The sequence below is a fragment of the Vibrio sp. 2-2(8) genome, from assembly GCF_963888495.1.
GTDB classification, from domain to species: Bacteria; Pseudomonadota; Gammaproteobacteria; order Enterobacterales; family Vibrionaceae; genus Vibrio; species Vibrio anguillarum.
In genome coordinates this window covers 33,329-58,406 of record NZ_CAWPJM010000022.1, presented here as the reverse complement: position 1 = coordinate 58,406, position 25,078 = coordinate 33,329, and the positions used below count along the sequence as shown (strand labels likewise).

General features: G+C 42.6%; 23 protein-coding genes. 19 read left to right on the top strand and 4 right to left on the bottom strand.

Annotation, left to right across the window (positions count from 1 at the left end; translation table 11 throughout):
- Positions 1-186 precede the first annotated feature (186 nt).
- From AACV12_RS06710 to citC, 5 genes are all read left to right on the top strand, one after another.
- On the top strand, positions 187-1,833 hold the full coding sequence (locus tag AACV12_RS06710) for a methyl-accepting chemotaxis protein (RefSeq protein WP_170900071.1): 1,647 nt from the start codon (positions 187-189) through the stop codon (positions 1,831-1,833).
- Positions 1,834-2,245: 412 nt separating this feature from the next.
- Positions 2,246-3,238 carry a Bug family tripartite tricarboxylate transporter substrate binding protein gene (locus AACV12_RS06705; protein ID WP_013856993.1) on the top strand — a complete coding sequence of 331 codons (993 nt, stop codon included), beginning with the start codon at positions 2,246-2,248 and terminating at the stop codon, positions 3,236-3,238.
- 95 nt (positions 3,239-3,333) lie between these two features.
- On the top strand, positions 3,334-3,828 hold the full coding sequence (locus AACV12_RS06700; RefSeq protein ID WP_019281353.1) for a tripartite tricarboxylate transporter TctB family protein: 495 nt from the start codon (positions 3,334-3,336) through the stop codon (positions 3,826-3,828).
- Between the two features lie 11 nt (positions 3,829-3,839).
- Positions 3,840-5,345 (top strand): tripartite tricarboxylate transporter permease, encoded by a 1,506-nt coding sequence (locus AACV12_RS06695; RefSeq protein ID WP_013856991.1) that lies wholly within the window; start codon positions 3,840-3,842, stop codon positions 5,343-5,345.
- A 259-nt stretch (positions 5,346-5,604) separates the two neighbouring features.
- The gene (citC, locus tag AACV12_RS06690) at positions 5,605-6,696 is read left to right on the top strand and encodes a [citrate (pro-3S)-lyase] ligase (RefSeq protein ID WP_170900070.1); all 1,092 of its coding nucleotides are present in this window, start codon (positions 5,605-5,607) and stop codon (positions 6,694-6,696) included.
- A gap of 113 nt (positions 6,697-6,809) precedes the next feature.
- Here the strand turns inward: citC and citX (AACV12_RS06685) are convergent, their stop codons facing one another.
- Positions 6,810-7,340: a citrate lyase holo-[acyl-carrier protein] synthase gene (gene citX, locus AACV12_RS06685; protein WP_013856989.1), complete on the bottom strand. Its 531-nt coding sequence runs from the start codon at positions 7,338-7,340 to the stop codon at positions 6,810-6,812.
- Between the two features lie 428 nt (positions 7,341-7,768).
- Here citX (AACV12_RS06685) and AACV12_RS06680 point away from each other — a divergent pair, with 428 nt between their 5' ends.
- From AACV12_RS06680 to AACV12_RS06620, 13 genes are all read left to right on the top strand, one after another.
- Positions 7,769-8,008: an OadG family protein gene (locus AACV12_RS06680; RefSeq protein WP_019281352.1), complete on the top strand. Its 240-nt coding sequence runs from the start codon at positions 7,769-7,771 to the stop codon at positions 8,006-8,008.
- A gap of 27 nt (positions 8,009-8,035) precedes the next feature.
- Positions 8,036-9,832, top strand: coding sequence for a sodium-extruding oxaloacetate decarboxylase subunit alpha (gene oadA / locus AACV12_RS06675; protein ID WP_170900069.1), 1,797 nt, complete (start codon positions 8,036-8,038; stop codon positions 9,830-9,832).
- 9 nt (positions 9,833-9,841) lie between these two features.
- A complete protein-coding gene (locus AACV12_RS06670; RefSeq protein ID WP_105976966.1) occupies positions 9,842-11,146 on the top strand; it encodes a sodium ion-translocating decarboxylase subunit beta in 1,305 nt (434 codons plus the stop codon).
- Positions 11,147-11,255: 109 nt separating this feature from the next.
- On the top strand, positions 11,256-12,887 hold the full coding sequence (locus AACV12_RS06665; RefSeq protein ID WP_170900068.1) for an ATP-binding protein: 1,632 nt from the start codon (positions 11,256-11,258) through the stop codon (positions 12,885-12,887).
- Between the two features lie 2 nt (positions 12,888-12,889).
- The gene (locus AACV12_RS06660; RefSeq protein ID WP_013856983.1) at positions 12,890-13,579 is read left to right on the top strand and encodes a response regulator; all 690 of its coding nucleotides are present in this window, start codon (positions 12,890-12,892) and stop codon (positions 13,577-13,579) included.
- Between the two features lie 246 nt (positions 13,580-13,825).
- Positions 13,826-14,125 carry a citrate lyase acyl carrier protein gene (citD, locus tag AACV12_RS06655; RefSeq protein WP_013856981.1) on the top strand — a complete coding sequence of 100 codons (300 nt, stop codon included), beginning with the start codon at positions 13,826-13,828 and terminating at the stop codon, positions 14,123-14,125.
- Positions 14,125-15,000 (top strand): citrate (pro-3S)-lyase subunit beta, encoded by an 876-nt coding sequence (gene citE, locus AACV12_RS06650; protein WP_029189992.1) that lies wholly within the window; start codon positions 14,125-14,127, stop codon positions 14,998-15,000. The genes citD and citE overlap by 1 nt, the downstream gene beginning before the upstream one ends.
- 12 nt (positions 15,001-15,012) lie before the next feature.
- The gene (gene citF, locus AACV12_RS06645) at positions 15,013-16,530 is read left to right on the top strand and encodes a citrate lyase subunit alpha (RefSeq protein WP_013856979.1); all 1,518 of its coding nucleotides are present in this window, start codon (positions 15,013-15,015) and stop codon (positions 16,528-16,530) included.
- Complete coding sequence (citX, locus tag AACV12_RS06640; RefSeq protein WP_013856978.1) at positions 16,531-17,052, top strand: citrate lyase holo-[acyl-carrier protein] synthase; 522 nt, start codon at positions 16,531-16,533, stop codon at positions 17,050-17,052.
- Complete coding sequence (gene citG, locus AACV12_RS06635; protein WP_013856977.1) at positions 17,039-17,998, top strand: triphosphoribosyl-dephospho-CoA synthase CitG; 960 nt, start codon at positions 17,039-17,041, stop codon at positions 17,996-17,998. Before citX (AACV12_RS06640) ends, citG begins: the two co-directional genes overlap by 14 nt.
- Positions 17,999-18,029: 31 nt before the next feature.
- Positions 18,030-18,803: a DUF5718 family protein gene (locus tag AACV12_RS06630; RefSeq protein ID WP_013856976.1), complete on the top strand. Its 774-nt coding sequence runs from the start codon at positions 18,030-18,032 to the stop codon at positions 18,801-18,803.
- A gap of 188 nt (positions 18,804-18,991) precedes the next feature.
- Positions 18,992-19,267 carry a hypothetical protein gene (locus AACV12_RS06625; protein ID WP_013856975.1) on the top strand — a complete coding sequence of 92 codons (276 nt, stop codon included), beginning with the start codon at positions 18,992-18,994 and terminating at the stop codon, positions 19,265-19,267.
- A gap of 259 nt (positions 19,268-19,526) precedes the next feature.
- A complete protein-coding gene (locus AACV12_RS06620; RefSeq protein WP_017042466.1) occupies positions 19,527-19,703 on the top strand; it encodes a hypothetical protein in 177 nt (58 codons plus the stop codon).
- Positions 19,704-19,797: 94 nt separating this feature from the next.
- Here AACV12_RS06620 and manA read toward each other — a convergent pair whose 3' ends face one another.
- Positions 19,798-20,994 (bottom strand): mannose-6-phosphate isomerase, class I, encoded by a 1,197-nt coding sequence (gene manA, locus AACV12_RS06615; protein ID WP_170900067.1) that lies wholly within the window; start codon positions 20,992-20,994, stop codon positions 19,798-19,800.
- Between the two features lie 153 nt (positions 20,995-21,147).
- Positions 21,148-23,046: a PTS fructose transporter subunit IIABC gene (locus AACV12_RS06610; RefSeq protein WP_170900066.1), complete on the bottom strand. Its 1,899-nt coding sequence runs from the start codon at positions 23,044-23,046 to the stop codon at positions 21,148-21,150.
- A gap of 372 nt (positions 23,047-23,418) precedes the next feature.
- On the opposite strand from AACV12_RS06610, the gene AACV12_RS06605 reads away from it, so the two are divergent.
- Positions 23,419-24,276 carry a helix-turn-helix transcriptional regulator gene (locus AACV12_RS06605; RefSeq protein ID WP_017046162.1) on the top strand — a complete coding sequence of 286 codons (858 nt, stop codon included), beginning with the start codon at positions 23,419-23,421 and terminating at the stop codon, positions 24,274-24,276.
- A gap of 2 nt (positions 24,277-24,278) precedes the next feature.
- On the opposite strand, the gene AACV12_RS06600 is transcribed toward AACV12_RS06605, so the two are convergent.
- Complete coding sequence (locus AACV12_RS06600; RefSeq protein ID WP_170900065.1) at positions 24,279-25,073, bottom strand: PTS sugar transporter subunit IIA; 795 nt, start codon at positions 25,071-25,073, stop codon at positions 24,279-24,281.
- Positions 25,074-25,078: the final 5 nt, after the last annotated feature.

Sequence of the window (25,078 nt, the reverse complement as noted above, 5' to 3'; positions counted from 1 at the left end):
CTGACTCCACATCTCTCATTCAACCTAAAATTGCCTATACTTAGCTATTGAGTTAACGTCATAAAAGTCATTAATTTAATTTAAAACGTTCTAGAAAAGATAACTTTTTAATAAATAAGAAACCATTCATTGGTTAAGATCTGTCCCCATAACATAATGGCGCTACAACTAAAAAGGATATAAAAGATGTTTGCTAATCGGTTTACTTTACAATCGCGATTAATTTTTGCGGTGTTATTACCTTGCGTTGCGTTGATTATTGTTGGAATGGCGAGCTTCAATAGCATGTCGACGATTCAACGACAGGCAGAACAGCTCTATCTCAATACGGCCGCGCCAATGCGTTCAATGGCTGAAGTTGCCTCTCGAATTCCCCGTATGCGGGTTGGTATCGATATGATGTTACTTCAAGAGACGTCGTTAAGAGATAAAAAGGGTGTCCTCACACGCGTGAAAGAGACACGTGACGAAGATATCCCTGAAATGAGGCAGTCTGTCGAGCACGCAGTTCAGTCACAAGTGGATCCAGAACAACGTAGACAAGTTCAGCAGCTGTTGACTGACTTTGAAAAAATGGTCAGTACTCAACTTAATCCTATGTTGGCGGCATTTGAAAAGGGCGATCTAGATACGGCGCGCAACATATACCGAGATCAATATGCGGTTACCTATGGTGAACTGCGTAAAAAAGCCAATGTGATCCTCGATTCGCTACTAGAGCAGGCCAAACAGCAGAACGTCAATAGCCAAAAGAGTTATGCCCAAGGGCAAAATCACATGTTTATCATTATTGGTATTGGCGTGCTAACTTCGTTTGTCACTTCATTCTTTATTGTTATCGGCCTAAAAACGCGAGTGGCCAGCCTACAAAAATCCATTGCTTTGGCCGCTGAAAACATGGCGCTAGATGCTCGCATTGATTTAGGTGGCCAAGATGAGTTATCGAAAATTAGCGACAGTTTTAACGACTTCATTGAGAAAGTACATGTAGCGATCAAGCAAGTGGCTTCGAGTTCTTATGAATTAGCGAATACGGCTAACCAAGTTTCAGCTCGGGCACTATTAACCAAAAACAACTGCACTTCGCAACGTGATAGAACAGTTCAAGTGGCCACTGCCATTCATGAGTTAGGCGCAACGGTAGGCGAAATTGCAAACAACGCAGCTCAAGCTGCCGACGTTGCGAAACAGGCCACTCATCAGGCGGAAAATGGCACCACTGTAGTAGAGAAAGCACAAGTGCAAATTGCAGATTTGATCACTGAATTAGAGCAAGCTGCACAAGTCGTAGGCTCTTTGGCTGGTCAAGTGGTTAACATCAGCTCGATACTTGAGACTATTCGTAGCATTTCCGAGCAAACGAACTTACTTGCATTGAACGCAGCGATTGAGGCGGCGCGAGCGGGAGAGCAAGGTCGAGGTTTTGCGGTCGTTGCCGATGAGGTGCGAAATTTAGCAAGCCGTTCTGCTGCATCAACCGAAGAAATTCAAAGAGTCATTAATAACTTACAGGAAGAATCGAAACGGGCGGTTGGGGCAATGTCCCAAGGCCGAGAGCAGAGTTTGTTGGTGGTTGAACAAGCTGAAAATGCCAATAGCTCGCTAAAACAGATCCGCGTTTATATAGAGAATATTAGTGATCAGAACATTCAAGTGGCGACGGCAACGGAAGAGCAATCAAGTGTGGTCAGTGAAATCAACCGCACCGTTGAAGATATTAATCATCTCACCATGGAAACAACAACAGTGGCTGAGGAGCTCACTGTCAGTAGCGAACATTTGAAAAAAGTTTCTAAGCAACTCGATAGCCTAGTGAATAATTTTAAATTGTAATTGTGGTGATTAATACGATACAGAAAGAGAGTGGAGGCTCTCTTTCTTATTTTTAAAATAAGAATTAAATATCCTATCACTCACTATTTTTATTATTTGTCACACGTCACAATTTTCTTGATTCTGTGATGTTAAACATGAGTTGGTTATTTTTATTTAAATGAGATATTTATCTAACCATTTGTTATGTATTGTATTTATTTTATACGTGAGTGGGTTTTAATAAAGCGTACTCAGTTTAAAATCATAAACGTCATATCCCGCATTAAACAACTAATTTATAGGGTTTTGAATCACATAACCATTTTCGTATTCATTGAATAATTCCATTATCAATTTGAGGCTGAATGACAGTTAAGTATTTAGCTAATAGTTGAGCTAAAGGGAATAACTATAAATAATAGGTACAATAATGAATATGAAACTCAAGAGTATACTGATCAGCACAGCGATTGCCTCTATCTGCGCTATTCCTGTAGGAACGGTAATGGCGAAAGATTATCCGCCTAAAACAATCTCATTTATAGCCCCAGCAGGTGCTGGTGGTGGTTGGGACTTAACCATTCGTACCGTTGCTAAGACCCTAAAAGATACCAACTTAGTCGAATCGAATTTACCGATCACTAACCGCCCTGGTGGTGGTGGTGCCGTTAACTTAGCTTATATGCAAACGCAAAAAGACAGTGACAAATTAATTGCTGTTTATTCTCCACCTATTTTGCTTACTCACCTTACTGGTGCAAGCAAATACAGCTATGAGGATACGACTCCATTAGCCCGTTTGATCACTGACTATGGCGCATTCGTCGTTTCAAAAGATTCAAAATACACCTCAATCAATCAAGTGATGGATGCGCTTAAAAAGGATCCAAAGAGCGTTAAAATTGGTGGAACATCGGCTGCAGGCAGTATGGATCACATTCAATTTCTGATGATTGCGAAAGCAGCAAGCGTACCGAACCTAAACCAGATTGATTACATTTCCTTTCAGGACGGCGGCGCGGTGGCTCAAGTATTGGGTGGACACGTTGACCTCATTTCGACCGGTCTTGGTGATGTCGCTCAATTGGTTGAAAGCGGTAACCTAGTAGCGCTGGCACACACAGCTAATAAACGAATTGGTGAAGGCGAAGTTGCTAAGATTCCAACAGTGAAAGAACAAGGAATTGATGCGACTTTCGAAAACTGGCGTGGGTTATTTGGCCCGAAAGATATGCCTGATTACGCGGTCACTTATTGGAATGCCAAGTTAAAACAAATGGCGGAAACATCAGAGTGGGCGGAAGCACGCAAACGTCATGGCTGGGATGATGCTTACCAGAATAGTGAGGAATTCACTCAATTTTTGGCAACCACTAATGAGCAATATAAAGAGATCCTAGCGGAAATATTTAAGAAAAAATAATTCATCTTAAATATTGGGGGCTCAGAGTGTTGTCGTGTCCCCGAATTCTTTCCAATCGCATTGTTTCTCAATCATTCCTCGCAAAAGGGTTACATATGGAAAATAACAAGATTCGTCCAAACTGGGATGCTTTTACAGGTTTGTTTAGCGTCGGATTTGGTCTTATATATGGAGGCATGACTTATACCATGCCAAGAGCTGCCTTCGGCAACCCACTTGATCCTATTTATTTCCCAATGGGCATTGCAGTACTTGCTCTGATGGTAGGTTGCATTCTTCTGGCTAAAAGTAACATGAGAGCCTCTGTCATGGCTTTTATTGCTTTGATTAATGAAGATGAAGTGAAGAAGTTTGATCGTAAAAGAATTTTATATACCTGCATTGTTTCTGTTGGTTACGCTCTGATTTTCGACCCACTTGGCTATGTAATCAGCACCTTCTTCTTCTTGTTTTCAATGTTGACGATCACTAGTGGAATCAAGGCATGGAAACAAAGCATCTTGGTTGCATTAGCGTTCTCTGTCTGCGTGTATTTTGTGTTCAGCACGTTACTAAGCATTAGTCTTCCACCATTACCGTTTATGGAATAAGGCAAATAATTATGACTGATATTTTTGTTAACTTAATGAATGGTTTTGGTATCGCTTTTCAACCTTATCATCTATTACTAGTCACGTTAGGTGGCATATTGGGTACTGTTGTGGGAATGCTTCCAGGCTTAGGCCCCGCAACGGGTGTTGCTGTTCTGCTTCCCATGACGTTTGCTATGGGGCCGACGGCCGCCTTGATCACTATGACGGGTGTTTACATTGGGGCGATGTTTGGTGGTTCTCGTAGCTCGATCTTGATCAATACTCCCGGAGATGGTGCCGCCTTGGCGGCAACCTTCGATGGCTACCCGATGGCGATGAAGGGCAGAGCAGAATCCGCGTTAGCGATTTCAGCGATTGCTTCTTTGATCGGCGGTACGATAGCCGCAATTTTAATGACACTACTTGCTGAACCTGTTGCAGGATTCGCGCTTAAATTTGGTCCTGCGGAATACTTTTTGTTGATGGTGGCTGCGTTGTCCATGACCGCATCCATGTCGAAAGGCAATATGTTGAAAGGTTTCTTATCCATGGTAATCGGTCTTGCTATTGCAACGGTCGGTATTGATGCGCAAAGTGGAGCAGAACGATTTACATTTGGTAATTTACACCTTCAAACGGGTATTGATTTTCTGGTGGTGATTATCGGTATTTACGCAATGGGTGAAGTCTTTAAGAGCTTCAGTTCGTTAAGTAAAGGCACGAAAAAAGCACAAACCAAATTCAAACGCATTTGGATTGAAGGGGATGACTGGAAACGTTCCAAATGGGCTATTCTTCGCAGTGCTCCCATTGGTTTCATCATCGGTTCCTTGCCCGGTGCGGGTGGGACTATGGCCTCGTTAATGTGCTACAACAACGAAAAGCAGCTTTCAAAACACAGTGAAGAGTTTGGCCATGGTGCAATTGAAGGCCTTGCAGCACCAGAGTCGGCTAACAACGCTGCATCGATTGGTGCAATGATCCCGATGTTGTCGCTCGGTGTTCCAGGTTCTGGTACGACGGCCGTCATGATGGGTGCGTTACTGATGTTGGGTATTCAGCCTGGACCATTGCTATTTGTACAGCATGCTGATGTGGCTTGGGGTCTGATTGCAAGTATGTTTGTAGCAAACATCATTCTGGCTATAGTGAATATTCCTCTGGCAGGTTTGTTAGTACGAGTGTTAGCCATTCCACCTAAAGTGTTATACCCAATTGTATTAGGTTTGGCATTTATCGGTTGTTACGCGATCAGTAGCTCAGTGATTGAGTTTTACATTCTGATCATCTTGGGTGTGGCTGGTGTGATCATGAAGCGAGTGAATATCCCCACTGCGCCTATGATTCTTGCCGTGATAGTGGGTGGCACCATGGAGCAATCATTCCGCCAAGCGTTTAGGATTTCCAATCAAGATTTATCTATTTTTGCAGGCTCAACCGTATCACAGGTATTAATTGCTATTACTGTATTGTCAATTGCACTACCACTATTTGGTATGTACAGAAAGACAAAACAAACATCACAGCCAGCATAATTTTCGAGTTCTTTAAACGAGATGAAATTTAGTGTTGCATTGATGTAAATAGCGACAAAACCCTCCATCGAATAGATGGAGGGTTTTGTCATTAATATAAAATCAAATGGTATTGGTTAAATATTATCCAAAAATGCTGAATTAATTCATTAACGCCATTTAAATAATTAATCATTGATACCCTATATGATGAAACTCAACGTTAGTCAGTCAAAGAAACAAGATAATTTGTTGGTGAATTTTTAAATGAGAAAGGCCTGTGCTCACGTCATACAGTTTTGAACGAATAAAAAAGAGCAATGCAAGAAGAATGGAGCCCGTCAGTCTATTCTTGCAAAAAATGGGACTCGGGGTTGATGCGGATGTTGAACTCTTTGTCATCGCTTACTATAACCAATCCATTGTTGGATGCGGTGGTTTGGCGGGGAATACACTCAAGTCCGTTGCGGTAGACACTCAGCACCAAGGACAAGGGTTATCAACAACATTATTAAGTGAATTGGTCACGCTTGCTTACGATTTGGGGCGTTACAATCTTTTTATTTACACCAAACCTGAAAATTACGCGATGTTTCACAGTGCGGGTTTTTATTTGCTTACCGCTGTAAAAGGGCGCGTCATTCTGCTAGAAAACAGCAAGTCCCGGCTCACCGATTATTGCCACCGACTCTCAAAGCTCAAGCAACCTGGCAATCACATCGGAAGTATTGTGATGAATGCCAATCCTTTTACGAGAGGGCATCGTTACCTGATTGAACAGGCCGCTCAACAATGCGATTGGGTCCATTTGTTTGTGGTTAAAGAGGATCGTTCCTTTTTTTCTTATCAAGATCGCTTAGCAATGATACGTTCAGGTGTGAAAGATCTAAAAAATGTCATTATCCACGAAGGTTCAGACTATATTATTTCGCGCGCGACTTTTCCTAGTTACTTTCTCAAAGATGAAGGGGTGACGAACTACTGTCATACTGCGGTCGATCTGCAATTATTTCGCAATTATATTGCACCCGCATTGGGGATCACACGTAGGTATGTGGGAACTGAACCTATTTGCGCCGTTACACGTTTTTATAATCAGCAGATGCTGCAATGGTTGACTACACCGACGTTAGACAGTGCGCCGATCGCTTTGATTGAGCTTCCACGGACAGAAAAAGCCAATACGCCAATTTCGGCGTCATTAGTGAGAAATCTACTGTTCGATAATCAATGGGATATGGTTGCGCAACTTGTTCCAGAAACGACCCTTAACTATTTGAAGCCGTTATTTAGCCTTGATACATCCGTTTACCAAGTAAAGAGAAGAACGATGGCGATGAAAGATAGAGGCAATATCGCAATACAATGTTGAATGCATACCAATGCAAAAGCGCCGCAATGCAAGGGCGCTTTTATTTATTACACTCATTGTGCCGATGGGCTCGAATGAAAATCGCGTTTACATATTTAACTAACGACTAGTTTTTAACTATAGCTGTAAGCCTGATTACATAATGAAACGATACATTTTTCTAGCTCATCCAATGCATGTTGGTGAGTCGATGAACATTTCTGTACTGGCTGGCCACACATTAGGCACTGCCGTGGTGCCATACCACAAGATTTTCTAGAAATGGTTTTCCCTCGCAGACACATTACATCGATATTAAATAACGTACCTAAAGGGTGTATCTGTTCAATATCGATCATCGCTTTTTTTACAACGTTAGCCGATGCAATCTGAGTAATATAATAGGCTTCTGAACCAAAATTGGAATGGATTATCTGACGATGCAGTACCTGTGATCTGAGTGCATTGATCTTTTCATTTATAGCATCAAGTGCGCTATTGAATATCACTTCGGTGTATCTTTTTTGAGCTAATTCAATCGGCAAATTTAATGTAAGCGTGATCAGGGGCGCCTGAAATTGCTTTAAGAGTTGAGATTGACGTTCAATTCTTTGTTGTAGATTTGTCAAATTGTCTATGGTGTTACGGTATTGGTTGCTTTGCATGGTGTTTTCTCATTTTGGCATATCCCATATTTAAACCATAACGGCGAAATGATGATCAAAATTTGAATTAGCGGACAATTACACGCAGCACTTGAGTTTTAAATGACCTTAATGATGTTAATTATTCCTTGCTGACATCCGGTCACTATAAAGTTGGCTACCATTATCTGCTATTTCGTCACTTTCCTGTTTGATTGGGTTTAAATATGGGCTTGTTCCCTGCTTATTTGGTTATTTAGGTGTGCTTGATGTAAATTGTTTGTTATCAATTTGATGAATTTAAACGGTATTTACATCAATATGAATTAAATAAATAAACACCATTTAAGTTGTTTAATGGTGTCATTTGAATGATGAAGTTCACGAAGTCCATAAGCTTCGCTCAGTAGACTAATCTCACCGATTTTAATGTGGGTTTTAGAATAACCATGAGCCAAGATCCAATTATTTATGAAGGCATAACCCTAATGGCATTAGGCATGGGGTTTGTGTTTTGTTTCCTATTGTTGCTGGTGGGCGCAATTAGAGTGTTGACCAGTCTCTCATCTTATTTTTTACCAGTGTTAATCAACAAGCCTACAGTGTCAGATAAAACCACGGCACCTGAAGATACGCTTGTCGCTGCCATTTCTGCAGCCCTTCACCACCATAAGAAAAAATTCAGTTAATCATGATTCGAATATAGGGGATTTTTAATGTCTAATAACAATAAACCACTTGGCATCACCGATGTCGTTTTGCGCGATGCGCATCAATCTCTTTTTGCTACTCGCTTACGTCTTGATGACATGTTACCCATCGCATCGGAACTTGATCAAATTGGTTACTGGTCCTTGGAAACGTGGGGCGGAGCCACGTTCGATTCATGCATCCGCTTTTTAGGGGAAGACCCATGGCATCGGTTGCGCGAGCTTAAAAAGGCGATGCCAAATACCAAGCAACAAATGCTATTTAGAGGACAGAACATCCTTGGCTATCGCCATTATGCTGATGATGTTGTTGATAAATTTGTTGAGCGTGCTGTTGTCAACGGAATGGACGTATTTCGTGTGTTTGATGCATTAAACGATGTACGCAACATGAAACAGGCCATTCAGTCCGTCAATAAGTATGGAGCTCATGCTCAAGGCACCATTTGCTATACCACGAGCCCAGTTCACACCATGCAATCTTGGGTTGATGTGGCGGAGCAATTAGTAGAGTGCGGTGTGCAATCCATCGCAATCAAAGATATGGCGGGTGTTATGACGCCGTATGAAGCCAGCGAATTGGTTTCTACACTGAAAAAACAGCTTGATATAGAGCTTCATTTACACTGTCATTCAACGGCAGGCCTTGCTGATATGACATTACTGAAGGCCATTGAGGCTGGAGTGGATCGCGTTGATACTGCCATTTCTTCGATGAGTGGTACTTATGGCCATCCTTGTACTGAGTCCATAGTCGCGGCCTTAAAAGGGACAGGACGTGATACCGGGTTAGACATCTACAAATTAGAGAGTATCGCCGCTTATTTCCGTGAAATTCGCAAAAAATATCATGCTTTCGAAGGGCAGCTAAAAGGAGCCGATTCACGTATTTTAGTGGCTCAAGTGCCTGGCGGCATGCTGACCAATATGGAAAGCCAACTCAAACAGCAAAATGCACTTGATAAAATAGACGAAGTGCTGAAAGAGATCCCTCGCGTAAGAGAAGATCTCGGTTTTATTCCACTGGTTACCCCAACGTCACAAATCGTAGGCACGCAAGCGGTGATTAATGTGATGATGGGTGAGCGTTACAAAACCATCACCAAGGAAACGGCTGGTGTTCTTAAAGGAGAATACGGACAGACACCAGCGCCAGTGAATGCCGAACTTCAAGCGAAAGTGCTGAAAGGCGCAGCGGCAATCACTTGTCGACCTGCTGATTTAATTGAACCAGAAATCAATACGTTGTCATTGAGTGTTCAAGCACAGGCCAAAGAGAGAAATATCTCTTTAGTTGAAGAGGTGATTGACGATATTCTTACCATAGCACTGTTTGACCAGGTGGGTTGGAAGTTCTTAGAAAATAGAATGAATCCAGCTGCATTTGAGCCTAAGCCTTGTATTGCTGAGGTGAAAGCCCCCGTTGTGGCCTGCAAAGAAGAACAAGCGATCTATACCGTGAGTGTTAATAACCAAAGCTACGTTGTTCAAATCAACGAAGGCGGTGATCCACAGGTTCTTGCAACTGCGTCCAACGTTTCCCCCAAAGCAGCGGCTGCTTCGGCATCCCCTAGTGCTCCTTCAGGTAACGCTGAAACAGTGGCTGCTCCTCTGGCAGGCAACATTTGGAAAATACACACCAAGGTAGGAGATGTAGTCGAAGAAGGCCAAGTACTGCTGATTTTAGAAGCCATGAAAATGGAAACGGAAATCCGCGCAGCCCGAGATGGCATTATTGAAAAGTTGAGTGTCTCTGAAGGGGATTCCGTGCAGGTTGGTGATGCTTTGATGGCGTTAGCGTAAGGAACGATGATGGACAGTATTTTAGCGCTAATCAATGATTTCGGATTTTTCCATTTACAGCTAGGCCAAGCCGTTATGATTATCATCGGTCTTTTGTTGCTGTACTTGGCCATAGTGAAGAAGTTCGAACCTTTACTGCTAGTGCCGATTGGTTTCGGCGGAATTTTAGCAAACTTGCCAGATGCAAACCTAGCCGTTAATGCAATAGAAGCGGCGATCTACGCTGGGAAAAGCGATGTTATGAGCGCTTTTTCCTCTGTGCTTAATATCACGGAAGCGGCTCCTGATTCGGTGAAGCACGCGCTTGAGATGGCGACTCCGCTACAAAAAATGAATTTGCATTTATTGGCTGAACAATTCAATTACAGCGATGGTATGTTGTATACCTTCTATAGCGTGGTGATTGCATCTGGTGTGGGCCCGTTGGTCATTTTCATGGGCGTGGGGGCTATGACGGATTTTGGCCCACTATTGGCGAACCCCAAAACCTTGTTGCTAGGAGCCGCTGCTCAATTTGGTATCTTCGCTACCGTTCTTGGTGCGTTAGGTCTTAGTCAATTGGGGCTGATGGACTTTAGTGTGGCTCAGGCTGCGGCTATCGGTATCATTGGGGGGGCTGATGGCCCTACTGCGATTTATGTTTCGAGTATGCTAGCGCCAGAATTACTGGGTGCTATTGCTGTTGCCGCTTACTCATACATGGCGTTGGTTCCTATGATTCAACCGCCGATTATGCGTGCGCTGACCACGGAAGCAGAGCGTAAAATTCAAATGACTCAGCTTAGAACCGTTAGTAAAGTTGAAAAAGTTTGCTTCCCGTTAATGCTGCTTATTTTGATTGCGATGTTGCTGCCTTCGGCCACGCCACTACTTGGGATGTTTTGCTTTGGCAACTTAATGCGTGAGTGTGGGGTGGTGGAACGGCTCAGTGATACTGCTCAAAATGCCTTAATTAACATCGTTACGATATTTCTTGGATTGTCGGTAGGTTCGAAGTTGATGGCAGACAAGTTCTTGCAACCTCAAACCTTAGGTATTTTAGCGTTGGGTATTGTTGCGTTCTGTGTGGGTACAGCGGCGGGTCTGCTAATGGCAAAAGCCATGAATCGTATCTGCACCGAAAAAGTGAACCCGCTTATTGGTTCTGCAGGGGTTTCGGCGGTACCGATGGCAGCGCGAGTCAGTAATAAATTGGGTCTAGAAGCTAATTCACAAAACTTTTTATTGATGCACGCGATGGGACCAAACGTGGCTGGTGTTATCGGTTCGGCCGTAGCGGCTGGAGTAATGATCAAGTATGTGATCGGAGGCTAACCGTAATTTAAAAAGGAAGATCACGGTATCTTCCTTTTTATTATTTTGCCAAGCAAAATATCCGATGAATAGACTAAATAAGAAATTTAATTAAAGGAAAGTTTCGAGTATGAGCATTAATTATATGCAAATAGTGGCAAGGATGAAAAATGGTCTATCATTTAGAAATCGGGTATTTATATTAATATTTTGCCTAATGATGGTTCAACTTTCTCTAGTGGGTATGAACTTTCATAAAGGGCTTATTAATACGCTTGAGCATCAAGTTGGAACAAGAGCGCTTATTCAAGCTAAAGAGATTGCAAGTGATCCTGAGTTAATTCAAGAAGTTCGGATTAAAAATATTGCCGCGATTGACCACGTTATTAGCCGATTGCATAAAATATCGGATGCTAGTTTTATTGTAATTGGCGATGCTGATGGCATACGCTTATCTCACCCCGTTAAAAAGAGCATCGGAAAACCAATGCAAGGTGGCGATAATGAAGGAGTATTAGAGCGAGGTGAGGCTTATGTTTCCATTCAAGAGGGAAGTTTAGGCTATGGTGTTCGTGGCAAGGCGCCAATCGTAGATTTTGATGGTGAAATAATCGGTGTGATCTCTGTGGGCTATTTGTTCAATCGCTTTGAACAGTGGGTCAATTTTTATTTTCAACCACTGGTTTATGAACTCATCTTTACATTCTTTTTGACATTAATTGGTGCTTGGTTTTTCTCTAGTCACATAAAAAAGAAAATGAATGGCATGGAACCTTCAGAAATTGCGTTGGCACTGTATCTTCAAAAGTCGATTTTATCGTCCGTTTATGAGGGAGTGATTGCTATCGATAAAGTAGGTTCTATTTTAGCGATCAACCGTAGCGCGTTAGAATTACTGGGATCAGAGCGTGATCCAAAACATATGAAATCTCGTTCTATTTTGGAGTATGTAACTAATTCTCAATTTTTCTTTCAGACACCGTTTGAAAAAAATATTAAAGATGAAATTGTATCGATCAATGGGAAAACGATCATTGCCAACCGAGTTGCTATATTTGATGGTACAGAACTCATAGGGTGGGTTGTTAGCTTTCGTCAAAAGAATGATATTAATTCACTTACGGCAGAATTAACACAAATAAAACAATATACTGATAATTTACGTGTGATGCGTCATGAGCATGCAAACAAATTATCAACAATTAGTGGTTTAATAGAAATAGGAGATAATAAAGCAGCATTAGAATTAATTAACAGTGAAAACATAAAAAAGCAACAATTAATTGACTTTATAAGTTCAAGAATAAAACTAAGGCAAATTGCAGGAATCCTGCTAGGAAAATATTCTCGCTCTTGCGAGCTAGGGCTAGAATTGCAGTTCGATCCCACTTGCCAGTTACGTCATTTAAATGAAAAAATAGAACCAAATGAATTATCCGCTATTATTGGGAATTTGATTGATAACGCATTTGAAGCCACACTTCAGAACCCTGAAAGTAATAAAATTGTTACCGTGTTAATTACAGATGCTGGTGATGATTTAGTGGTTGAAGTCTCTGACAATGGTTGTGGTATATCATCGGATATAGCAAGTACTATTTTTGAACGTGGGGTAACCAGTAAAAAAGATAGTGAAGGCCATGGAATAGGTTTATATCTTATCAATCGATACGTGATGAATGCTGGTGGAGTTATATTAGTTGATGATGCGGAACCTAAGGGAACGATATTTTCAATTTTTATTCCGAATAAAGGTAATTAAGAATGAATATGATTGATGTATTAATTATAGAAGATGAAGTTGGAATCGCTGAACTTCATGCACATTTCTTCCGTCAGACGATAAGGTTCAATCCTATCGGTATCGCATCGACCATTGCTATGGCGAAAACGATGATACGGATCCATAAACCTAGCCTGATCATTTTAGATAACTACTTGCCCGATGGCCGTGGGATTGATTTGTTGCGCGAGATCATCGCCGATAAGAGTGGCAATCAACCCGATGTGATTTTGGTGACGGCATCAAGTGAGATGGAAACAGTAAAAGACGCGCTTCATTGTGGTTGTTTTGACTACCTTTTAAAGCCTATTTCTTACGATAGACTACAAGAAACGCTCAATCGATACTTGAAATACCACTGTGCCATCAAAGCGTTTGACAACATCAGCCAACGCCATGTCGATGATTTATTTAATATCCAGACGCGGGATAAAGAATCCAGCCGCCTTCCTAAAGGGATTGGTGAGTTAACATTGGATATGATTAAACAAGTATTTAGAGCCAATAGCGGCCTTAAATACACCGCGGAAAGTTTAGGCAGTGAAGTGGGGATCAGTAAAACCACTGCGCGACGCTACCTTGAATATTGCGCCGCCAGCGGTTTCATCTCGGTTGAAAATGAGCATGGCCGGGTCGGTAGACCTGAACGGGTCTACGTTAAAAACGCCTAGTATTTATGCTTATCGCTACCGCGCCACTCTTTCAGGGTGGCGTTTTCACATCATTGCTATTGTTCTTTCTTTACTCGCGATTAAATTCATTAAAAACGTTAATGGTTTTTACCCTACAGCGAAACTTGAGCAGCGTCCCCTTTAATCGCCCAGCCTTTGACGACAATGCTAGCAACAGGCAATAGCGGATAAACATCTATTGTCAAAAAATTCAAACATCCAATAGACGTATCTTAAGGACTTCGTATGCATATTAGTCAGCGCTCCTACGCTGGAACACTTGAGTCGAGTGACCTACTCGTTGAAGTGACACCTAGCGGTGGCGGTCATCTGAAAATTGACATTACTAGCTCGGTCGAAAAGCAATTTGAGCCAATTATCCGTCAGGTTGTAACTCACACGTTGGAGGAGATGGGTGTCAGTTCTGCCATCGTCACTATTAATGATAAAGGAGCCCTTGATTGTGTGATCCGCGCTCGCGTACAAGCCGCAGTGATGCGCGCAGCGAATATCGCTAATAACGATATTATTTGGGGGGCAATTTAATGAGTAAGCTACGAAGAAGCATGCTTTTTGTCCCAAGCTCTAATGCGGCAATGTTAAGCAATGCATTCATCTACACACCCGATGCAATCATGTTTGATTTAGAAGATTCCGTCTCCCTGCGTGAGAAAGATACGGCGCGCATGTTGGTTTACAACGCACTGCAACACCCGCTCTACCAAAATATTGAGACGATTGTACGTGTTAATGCTTTGGAATCTGATTTTGGACATGCTGATGTAAGGGCCGTCGTCAAAGCTGGCGTGAACGCGGTGCGTTTACCCAAAACAGATACGCTGCAAGATGTGGTGGATATGGAGCTTGCCATAGAACAAGCTGAAATTGAATTTGGTCGCAAGTTAGGCAGTACCAAAATGCTTGCTGCGATTGAATCGGCGATGGGAGTAAATAACGCTGTTGAGATTGCTTGTGGTTCAAAACGTTTGATTGGTATTGCGTTGGGCGCAGAAGATTATGTACGCGATTTGCGTACACAACGCACATCTGAAGGCACTGAACTTTTGTTTGCACGCTGTTCAATACTGCAAGCTGCTCGTGCCGCCGGCGTCATGGCTTTCGATACTGTTTATTCCGATGCGAACAATGACGAAGGCTTTCTTCACGAAGCGGAACAGATCAAAACATTAGGTTTTGATGGCAAGTCGCTGATTAACCCTCGCCAAATCGAAATGATCCACAACGTTTTTGCTCCATCACAGAAAGAAGTTGATCACGCTTACGCCGTTATTGAGGTGGCGCAAGACGCTGAGCAACAAGGTTCTGGCGTGGTTTCTCTCAATGGAAAAATGGTGGATGCGCCGATCATTGAACGTGCTCGATGGACACTAGAGCGGGCAAAATCCGGTATTAAACAGTAAGGCAGCAGTTGGATGAATAATAAAAAACTTCGTGAATTTGATTTAACGGCTCCCAATTTAAGACCTTATGCGGGTCCACATGAGCTTACTCCCCACTTATATGACCGTGACAAAAAAAAGTCACGTAAGCTGTTCAAAACCGTTCAAGACGCTGTGCGCAACAGTGGGTTGAAAGATGGTATGACTGTCTCATTCCATCACTCTTTTCGTGGTGGTGATCAAATCATCAACATGGTGATGGATGTCCTCGCGCAGCTAGGATTAAAGAATTTAACCTTAGCCTCCAGCTCGTTGGCCGAAATCCATTCACCGCTTATTACGCACATAGAAAATGGTGTAGTGAGTAAGATTTATACCTCCGGATTGCGTGGTGAGCTGGCGGAATTTATTTCCAACGGATCCATGAATGAGCCGATCCACATTCATTCGCATGGTGGTCGTGTTCAGCTTATACAATCTGGTGAACTTAATATTGATGTTGCGTTTCTTGGTGTCTCTACCAGTGACGAATTTGGTAATGCCAATGCCGTACATGGTCATTCACGTTGTGGCTCTTTGGGTTACGCACAAATCGATGCCATGTACGCTAAGCATGTGGTTATTTTAACCGAGCAACTGGTTCAATTTCCAAACCAACCAGCTTCAATAGCGCAAGATAGTGTTGATAGTGTGGTACTGGTGAAATGTGTCGGCGATGCTTCAAAAATCGGCGGTGGAACAACACGTATGACAAGTAACCCCCGTGAGCTTTTGATTGCACGGAAAGCGGCCGATGTTATTGAGCATTCTGGGTACTTTAAGCAAGATTTCTCAATGCAAACTGGCTCGGGTGGTGCTTCTTTAGCGGTGACTCGTTTTCTTGAAGAAAAAATGGTCAGAAAGAATATTACAGCCAGTTTTGCACTGGGTGGTATTACATCCACTATGGTGGATCTGCATGAAAAAGGCTTGATCAAAACGCTACTCGATGTTCAGTCATTCGATGGCCATGCGATTGACTCTTTAGCTCGCAATCCAAACCACATTGAAATTTCCGCTAACCAATATGCTAATCCTGCCTCCAAAGGAGCGGTAGTAGATCGATTGGATGTAGTGATCTTAAGTGCACTAGAGATCGATACCGATTTCAACGTCAATGTGATTACCGGTTCCGATGGTGTTATCCGCGGCGCATCGGGTGGTCACAGTGATACTGCGGCTTCGGCCAATTTGACGATTATTGTTGCTCCCTTGGTCAGAGGCCGAATTCCTACGGTTGTAGAATCAGTATTGAATGTCGTGACCGTTGGCAGCGAAATTGATGTGTTAGTGACTGATCATGGTGTGGCAGTTAACCCGAATCGACCTGAAATTGCCGAAAAATTGCAACAAAGTGGCCTGATTCTAATGAGCATCGAGCAGTTGCAAGAGAGGGCAGAATTATTGACGGGTAAACCAAGGTCCATTGCTTTTGAAGAAAAAGTGGTGGGCTATGTTCGTTACCGTGATGGTTCAGTGCTTGATGTGATTCGGCAAGTTAAGGAGTTGTGAGTGTACAGTGGGCCACAAGTTAATTTACAGCAATTACTTGATTGTAAAGAACAAAGAGCCTATCGACAAAGAGAGTGGGTTAACACTCACTCTCTGCCGCTGATCAGTTTCACGATCAACATGGTGGGGGTTGTTAAGAAAAATGCGATATCAGAAAAAGCGTTTGATGCTGGATACTATGCGATTTTAGAAACCTGTTTAGCAAACAACATTGCGGTTGTTCGGATGGAAACTGTTGTGGAAGTCACCGGCTATGAGCTTTTGATCGCTGCAAAATGCGAAGATCCCTATCGGTTAAAATGCTTGATGGTGAAATTGGAGGAGAATCATCACTATGGGCGTCTATTTGATATCGATGTGATTTCAACCTCTGGTCTTCCAATGTCGAGAGAGATGTTACGTTTGCCGAAGCGACGCTGTTTATTATGTGAGAACGAGGCGAAAAGTTGCGCTCGTAACCGAACTCATCCTCTGTCTGAATTGATCCATAAAATGAGCGAGATAACCCATGATTGCCAATAGAAGCATTGAATGGTTGATGGATGACTGCTGCCTATATCAACCAGCCGAACGTGGAGCGTTGAGGCTGAATATTTGTGTGTTAGCAGGCAATTTGGCCTACCACGCCATGATGTTAGAAGTGCATTTAACCCCAAAAGCGGGGCTGGTAGATTGCTCCTCAAACGGTGCGCACCATGATATGGACATCCATACATTTGTGCGCAGTTGCGATGCACTTCGGCCGTTTATGAAGGCATTCGTTAAAGCAGGAGCCAGAATGTCGTATTTACCAGCCAAATCACTGCTGCCGGGTTTAAGAACTGTTGGTATTCAGGCAGAGAAAGCGATGTTTTCCGCAACCAATAAAGTTAATACGCATAAAGGCATGATTTTTACCCTTGGCCTGATATGCGGTGCAGTCGGCTGGCTGTATCAAAAAGGACTCAGTTACGACTCACAACGAGTGAGAGCCGTTATCAAAGAGTGTTGCGCAAGTTTGGTGGTAGATGATTTAAAATTATCCAATAAAATCCCCGTAACTGCTGGAGAAAAACTGTACAAACAATTTGGAATTACGGGCATTCGAGGAGAAGCTTCAAAAGGTTACCCTACCATTTATTGTTACGGGCTGCCTATTTACCAAGAGTGCATTTTGCAAGGCCATTCGGAAGAGCAAGCGCTGTCAAAAACCTTGCTCTCTTTAATGAGCCACAACTGTGACAGCAATGTGGTTAACCGTGGTGGAATGTCGGGTCTCGACTACGTACAAAGTCAATCAAGGCAGCTACTGGAAAAAAGCCATTATCCCCACACCAACCTTGACAGTGAAATTACGCTACTCGACCAGCAATTTACGCATAAAAATCTCAGTCCAGGAGGTAGTGCAGATTTGCTGGCTGCTACTTGGCTGCTTGCTCAACTCGATATTTGTTCACAGATACTGGTGAACAAACAAGTGTCAATATAAGCAATAAAGTCAGTGATAAAGGGAAAGTTTCATGTTGTGTATCGGTATTATTGGTAATTATTCAGGTCATTTAAGTGGTGCAGAACAAGTACAAGAAACGGCATTGCCCAATGGTATCTTTGTGATTGATTGTTCTCATCCGGAAACGTTAACCTCAGGGAAGATAATCTACTACCCAAGAAGTGGAAGTAAAGTTGATATTGAGCCAGAATTTGTTATTCGTTGCCAAGTGAGTTATGAGCAAGGGAAAGTGAGCGCTTTAATGCCAAAACAGCTTACTATAGGCAATGACTTTACTATTCGTGAATTGACAGGTTCCAATAAAATTGACCAACGAAAATCTTGGGGAGAATGTTCTAAAGGGATTAATCACTATTGGTGGGATGTGCTGAGATTAAGTCCTTCAAATTATGGTGAGAATTTAAAGCTTATCTCCTATATTGAACGAGATGGTGATTTCTATTTAGCAACGCCAGAAGTTGATTGCACCGAACTAAAAATATTCTATTGTCATTTAATGGTGTGGTTAACTAACGTGATTAATAACCAAGTTGATGAAGGTATGTATAGCACTATTTTACCTGAAATAGAAAAACAAGGTTTTCCTAATGAACTGATTCTCTTTACTGGTGCACCAAATTATACCTATTGGGGTGATATGAACTTTATCCAGAAAGGTGATAAAGTTCATATCGCTGCTTATGATATAAATCATATTAATGAGGATGAAATAAAGAGAATGTTTAAATCACAATATATTATCAATAACCAATACATATTATCATTGTCTCAACATATTATTTGACATTGTAGGGATATTTGTTTTTCTATTTAAATTTCTATTTTTTAATAGTCAAGCATTAGTCGGCGTGAGAATTAAATTCATAGAATTCATTAAATGATATTTGAACGTCAAGAAAGTGATAGCTTATTCATACTTATGGTTTCTATTTCGTCATATTATCATTTTGTGCTCATCGACAGGATTGAACAATGATTGTAACCAATACATTTAACGAAAATTTAAGTGAAGAATCAAAACAGAATTGGCTTAGTTACTGGAATCACTTTAATAATAATGAATACCAATTTTGTGCAGAACATAATTGCATAAACAAGCATCATCATGGCGTATTGGTCAAACAAACTGGTTTTAGTGATGATAGGCTATTTGTTATACCTTTGTGTAAAGAACACAGCGCTAATTTTTTAAACCCCATTGAACTTGATGAGAAAGTCAGTGTTGTTCCAGCAGAGCTAAGTTTGTAGATATCCTTGTAGGGATTTTGTTGGAAGTTGAGCAATGCCATTTATTTTGCATTGCTCTTTTTTTATCTAAAATTTGTAGTTCTGGTTTTAATGTTTGAAAAGTGTAATGTTGATTATGGAATTGGAGGTGTGCTTTGTGATGCCTTAACCTCCGACATTAGAAATGTGATAACTATTCCATAACTTAACACGACATAAGACATGTCTATGAAAAATGGTATTATTTTTGAGAATTTTAGTATTTTTATAGGAATCGGTTGTGGACCCTGTGATATCGCAATTAAAGAAGGATTTTTATGCGCAGATTCGCTCTCTCAAAGACGGTCCGACATCTGAATCTCAAACGACCTTAGCACTGCTCACAGAAGAAGAGTTGCAACAACTCGAACAAATGTGGGTTGAACTGGCGGTTTGGAAGCAGTCGCAGAATATCTAACTGCCCACAAATTGATTAGCGCAAATTTTCGTAATAATCCCAAATAAAAAGCCAGCAGAACAGATGCTGGCTTTTTTGTTTATCACATCGGCTGTTAATTATACGCGCGTGCGACACGTCCAAGTGATGACAGTTGATAATGTTCAGCGTATGCGGGGATGAAGATTGAGTGACCTTTTTTCACGGTTAGAGACTCACCATTGTCATGGGTTAAGGTCGCATCAGCATCAATGGCAAAGATAATTTCGGCACTGTTGATTTTCACGTTAACTTGCGCGGCATTGAGGTAAATCGCAAACTTAAAATCGCGGACTGGGACAGGGAACAATAATGCTCCATTTTCTTCGATTGGTTTCAATAACAGGCTTGAAGCGGGTTTTTCTTCAAATAGCGTGCATGATGCGAGCTCTTCAATATCCATGTGTTTGGGTGTTAGGCCAGCGCGCAGCACGTTGTCTGAGTTGGCCATGATTTCAAGCCCGGTACCTTTCAAGTAGGCGTGTGGTGTTCTGGCGTCTAAAAACATGGCCTCACCCGGAGCTAAAGTGAGTACATTGAGCATTAACGGAGAAAATAGGCCAATATCACCGGGGTATTGTTGTGCCAGCTCTAAAATGAGATCAAAAAGATCATCATCTGAATGATGATGGGCATACGCTAATAATGCATTCACCGCATGTTCTTTTTTTTCGCCAGTTAATGATAGCAATGCACTAAAAAAGGTTTTTAAACCTTGTGATGTTGGGTTGTGTGCAAAAGCATCGACTAGGGTTGAAATCGCATTGATATTCAGCGTTTGAAATTGTTCAACAATCTCTGTGATTGGGCGAAACCCATTCATCGCTTTATAAGGGGTAAGGGCGTAAACTAATTCCGGCTTGTGGTTAGGATCTTTATAGTTGCGATGTCCGGCATTGAGTGGGATCCCCGCTTGGTTTTCTTTCTCAAAGCCAATTTCCGCTTCTTGCTTACTTGGGTGAACTTGAATCGAAAGGGCGTTCGCTGCGGCAAGTACTTTGAAAAGATAAGGTAACTCACCAAAGGTTGTTGCAGTAGCAGCAGAAAGAAACGCTGTTTTATCTTGGTTGATCATCTCAAGCAACGAAACAGGTTCTCCATTCACATGAATTTGTGAGCATCCATTTGGGTGTGCTCCCATCCAAATTTCTGCTTGTGGAGCCTTGGTTGGGTTAGCAATATCAAACAAGTGCTGAATCGAAGTCGTGCTTCCCCACGCATAGTTTTGGATGACATTGTCCATCAAAAAGAAAGGTTGTTTGTTATTGGTCATAGTACATCTCACAAAAAATCAAAATAAAAACAAAGTAGCAGTACACAGAGTAAGAGAAATAAAAAACTCCCGAGTTAAAGCGGGAGTACAACATAAAGTCAGAAGCTCAGCGTTGATGAACATCAAGCACTCTCGGGGGAGAGTGCTTGATCATTAAGCCGTTGCTTGTTGTAATTTCGCTTGGCGCATTTTTTTCAGAGTGATACAAACAACACCTGTCACTACAGCACCGGTTGCCATGCAAAGCAAAGCTAGCAAAGGCTTATTCATGGCACCGAGCAATGCTACTACAGGACCGCCGTGGGCAACACTGTTTGTAATGCCAAAAGTGAACGCCATAACCGCTGCAACCATCGACCCCAAGATGTTTGCTGGAATGACTGACATCGGATCTTGCGCGGCAAATGGAATTGCCCCTTCAGAGATACCAACCAAGCCCATTGCACCGGAAGCTTTCCCTGCTTCAATTTCAGAGGCTTCAAACAAGTTCAGTTTACGGCCCAAAACGGTTGCTAAAGCCATACCGAGTGGCGCGACTGGAATGGCACACGCCATTGCACCCATAAATTGAGTTTGACCACTGGCAATCATACCAACAGAGAAGAGGAATGCCACTTTGTTAAATGGGCCACCCATATCAAAGCCAGCCATGCCGCCGAGCACAATACCGAGCAGTATCACGTTACCTGAGCTCATGCTCGTAAGTAGTGCGGTTAAGCCATCCATCAGGCTTGCAATCGGCGCGCCGATAACAAAAATAAAGAGCCCAGAGATAAAGAGTGAGCCTGCGATGGGTGCAATCATGATTGGCACAAGTGGTTGAATAAACTTGTGAAAATGGATGCTTGTTAACCATTTGATGAAATAACCGACTAAAAGGCCAGCAATAATGGCACCGATAAAACCTGTACCGGCATCTGCGCCGTAGAATGACCCGTTGTTAGCGATCCAACCACCAATTAAGCCAGGAGTCAGAGCGGGGCGATCGGCGATCGCATACGCGATGTAACCTGCAAGAATGGGGATCATCAACGTAAAAGCAACCACACCGACGTTCAGCACTTGGTTCCACATACTGCCGTCAGGAATGGCCATACCAGCTTCGGTTGGCTCGCCGCCAATAGCGAGTGCTAAAGCAATCAACAAACCGCCAGTAACAACGAATGGGATCATATGCGATACACCATTCATCAAATAGCGGTATAAATCGGAGCGAGCTTGCGCCGCTTTGCCTTTTCCATTTAAAGTCTTGGTACTGGCATCGGCTTGATATTTTGGTGCGCTGAGGGCTTTTTCAATCAACCCTTTTGCATCACGAATCGGCGCTTTAACGCCAGTTTCAATCAGTTTTTTACCCGCAAAGCGCACCATGTCAACTTGCTTGTCGCAAGCCACGATGATCGCATCAGCTTTGGCTATCTCTTCATCCGTTGGGCTGTTTTTCACCCCAATCGAACCGTTGGTTTCGACTTTAATTTGATAACCCATCGCGGCGGCCCCTTTTTCCAGCGCTTCAGCGGCAAGATAAGTGTGTGCAACACCCGCTGGGCAGCCCGTTACGCCAATCAAAAAGCCTTTATTGGCTTCAACATCGGTTGTTTTTTCGGTTTTTTGTAGCAATAAATCTAGCGCTGCTTGCTCTGTTTTTGCGTCTAAGAAACGTTGGATGAACCCTTCTTCAATCAGCTTGGAAGAGAGCTCTGCCAGCACTTCAATATGATGATTTGAACCACCATCAGGCGAGGCTATCATGAAAAATAATTTAGAAGGCAAGCCATCTTCCGCGCCATATTCGATACCGCTTTTGCTGATGCCTATCACAACTGCAGGCGAGATAACGGCGGAACTTTTGGCATGAGGCAGTGCGACACCATCTTCAAATCCAGTGTTACCAAGCTCTTCACGAGCATAGATATCGGCTAAAAACTGCGATTTATCGCTGATGCGTCCTTGTTCTAACAGTACATCGACCAGCTCTGAGAAAACGCCATCTTTTGATGTTGCTTTCAAATCAAGCCGGATCAAGTTCTCATTAATGAGTTGAGTGATCATGTTTCGTCCCCTATATGGTTTTTATCCCCTTCGCACTTAGAACTGAGCCATGTTGGCTGCAACTTCAAACTGTTTGGGGATATTGTTATTGCGCACCGCGCTTTTTGTTGGAGATATTGTGATCGCCTCGGGTGAACAGTGGTAGTGTACGAAACTGGCATTTACTGGATTATTGTAACCTGTGGCTGCAAACGTGATCAGGCTCTTATTTTGGTTTTAGGGTGATAATTTGAATTTATTATTAATTTTTTATTTTAATTCAATTAGATAAATTGATTATTTTGCTTTTTCGATCGGAGTTATCGAATGCGTAATGATTGGTGATTCATAAGGTATTGGATTATAGTTGCCTCGTTTATTGATGGGTATAGGGTGAATTTTGTGATCCCAGTATTTAAAAATGTGATTGAAGTGCTGCTCTCGGAGCGAGAAAGTTTTAATCGAATATGGTTTGCTGGGGACAAAATAACGCCGCCAGCGTTCAGTTACCAAGTCAATTTCCCTCGTCTAGAATTGGTTTTAAGCGGCGTGTATAGCAACGAAATCGAAGAGATTGAACACGGTATCAGTAAGGTCAACATCTTATCTGGTGATGCGCTTTATATACCTCCGAACTGCTGGAATAAACCTGATTGGCAAGAGAGCTGTTCGGTCTTGAGTTTGCTATTTGGCCGTCGTCAAATGGGGTTTAGTTTGGTCAGTAAACACAAAGGCGAGAGTGGTTTTTATGATGTTCAGAAACACAGTATTCCAACGCGTACTGGGCACGCGATTGATCACATGCTCGAAGGGCTAAATGCATTAGCACGTGAGCCTCAGAAAAGCCCAATGGACGAACATTTGTTGTTGGCTCTGTTGAGTTACAGCGCCACAATGCTTGATCAACCGACCGCTTCTCCTAAAAAGCGCAGTGAAGATTTATATCAAGGCATCTGCATCTATATCCAAGAAAATTTTCATCGCAATATTTGCCGTGACAGCATCGCACAGCGGTTTAATATCTCTGCCAACCATTTATCGCGCATGTTTCGCCAACAAGGACACATGACTCTTGCTGATTACATCACTTGGGTAAGAATTGAACGGGCAAAATTTATGTTGAAGAAATACACCTTTCGTTTAGCCGAAGTGGCCACGCGCTGTGGATTTCAAGATGTGAATTATTTTTTCCGCGTATTTAAAAGCAAAGCGGGTATGACTCCATCTGAATATCGAACTCTGTCGCAATAAAGCTATTCATTTTGTATTGGGTCGCACGGCTTAGCCATCACGTGCAGCAAAATGGCTTTAAGGGTTTCTTCTCTTTTTGCCGTAAGTAGCCATTGACGATGTTCCTCTTCCAGCAACCAACGAGTTAACTGCGTGAGCGGTTTAATCACGGTTCGCGGCGCTGATGTCGGCAGTAATAAGGTGATGATCAGCGACACATCGCCGGATTTTTCTGACCATGATAGCGGGTTTGCTAACCAGTGAACCGCCAGTGTTGGCTGGGCAACTCGTGCGTGAATGATATGGGGTAGCGCTATTCCACGGCCAATAATGGTCGGGGAGATGGCTTCTCTTTTTTCCAGCGCATGCAAAATATCATGGCAATGTGCGGGCATGATCTGCTTAGCAATCGTGTCGAGTGCTTCTGATTTGCTAAGCTCAGGGCCTAATGTGGCGTAATGCCACTGTAGCGAAAAGGGCAGTTTAAAAGCAGAGTGGGTGGCAAACGCCAATTCCGCTTTGGCATTTTGTTTGTGTGATGTTGAAATAAGCAGTGTGTGCTCGCGTAAATACTCTGTCATCACCATGCAGGCCAACTCGGCGTCGAGCCCTTCAATGGCAATTTGGCATACATCTCCCGGGTTTGAACCAAGGCTTAACACTTGCAGTGTATGGTTAAGCATTGCCTTGCTGTCACGCGTGATGTTAAACAGCACCACCACCGAGCGAAAATGGCGGTTGAGATCTTTCAATTCATTTAATTGCCAGCTGACCAGACCGCCTGCTTTTAAAACAAAGGTGATGCGCGTTGTGATCATCGGCG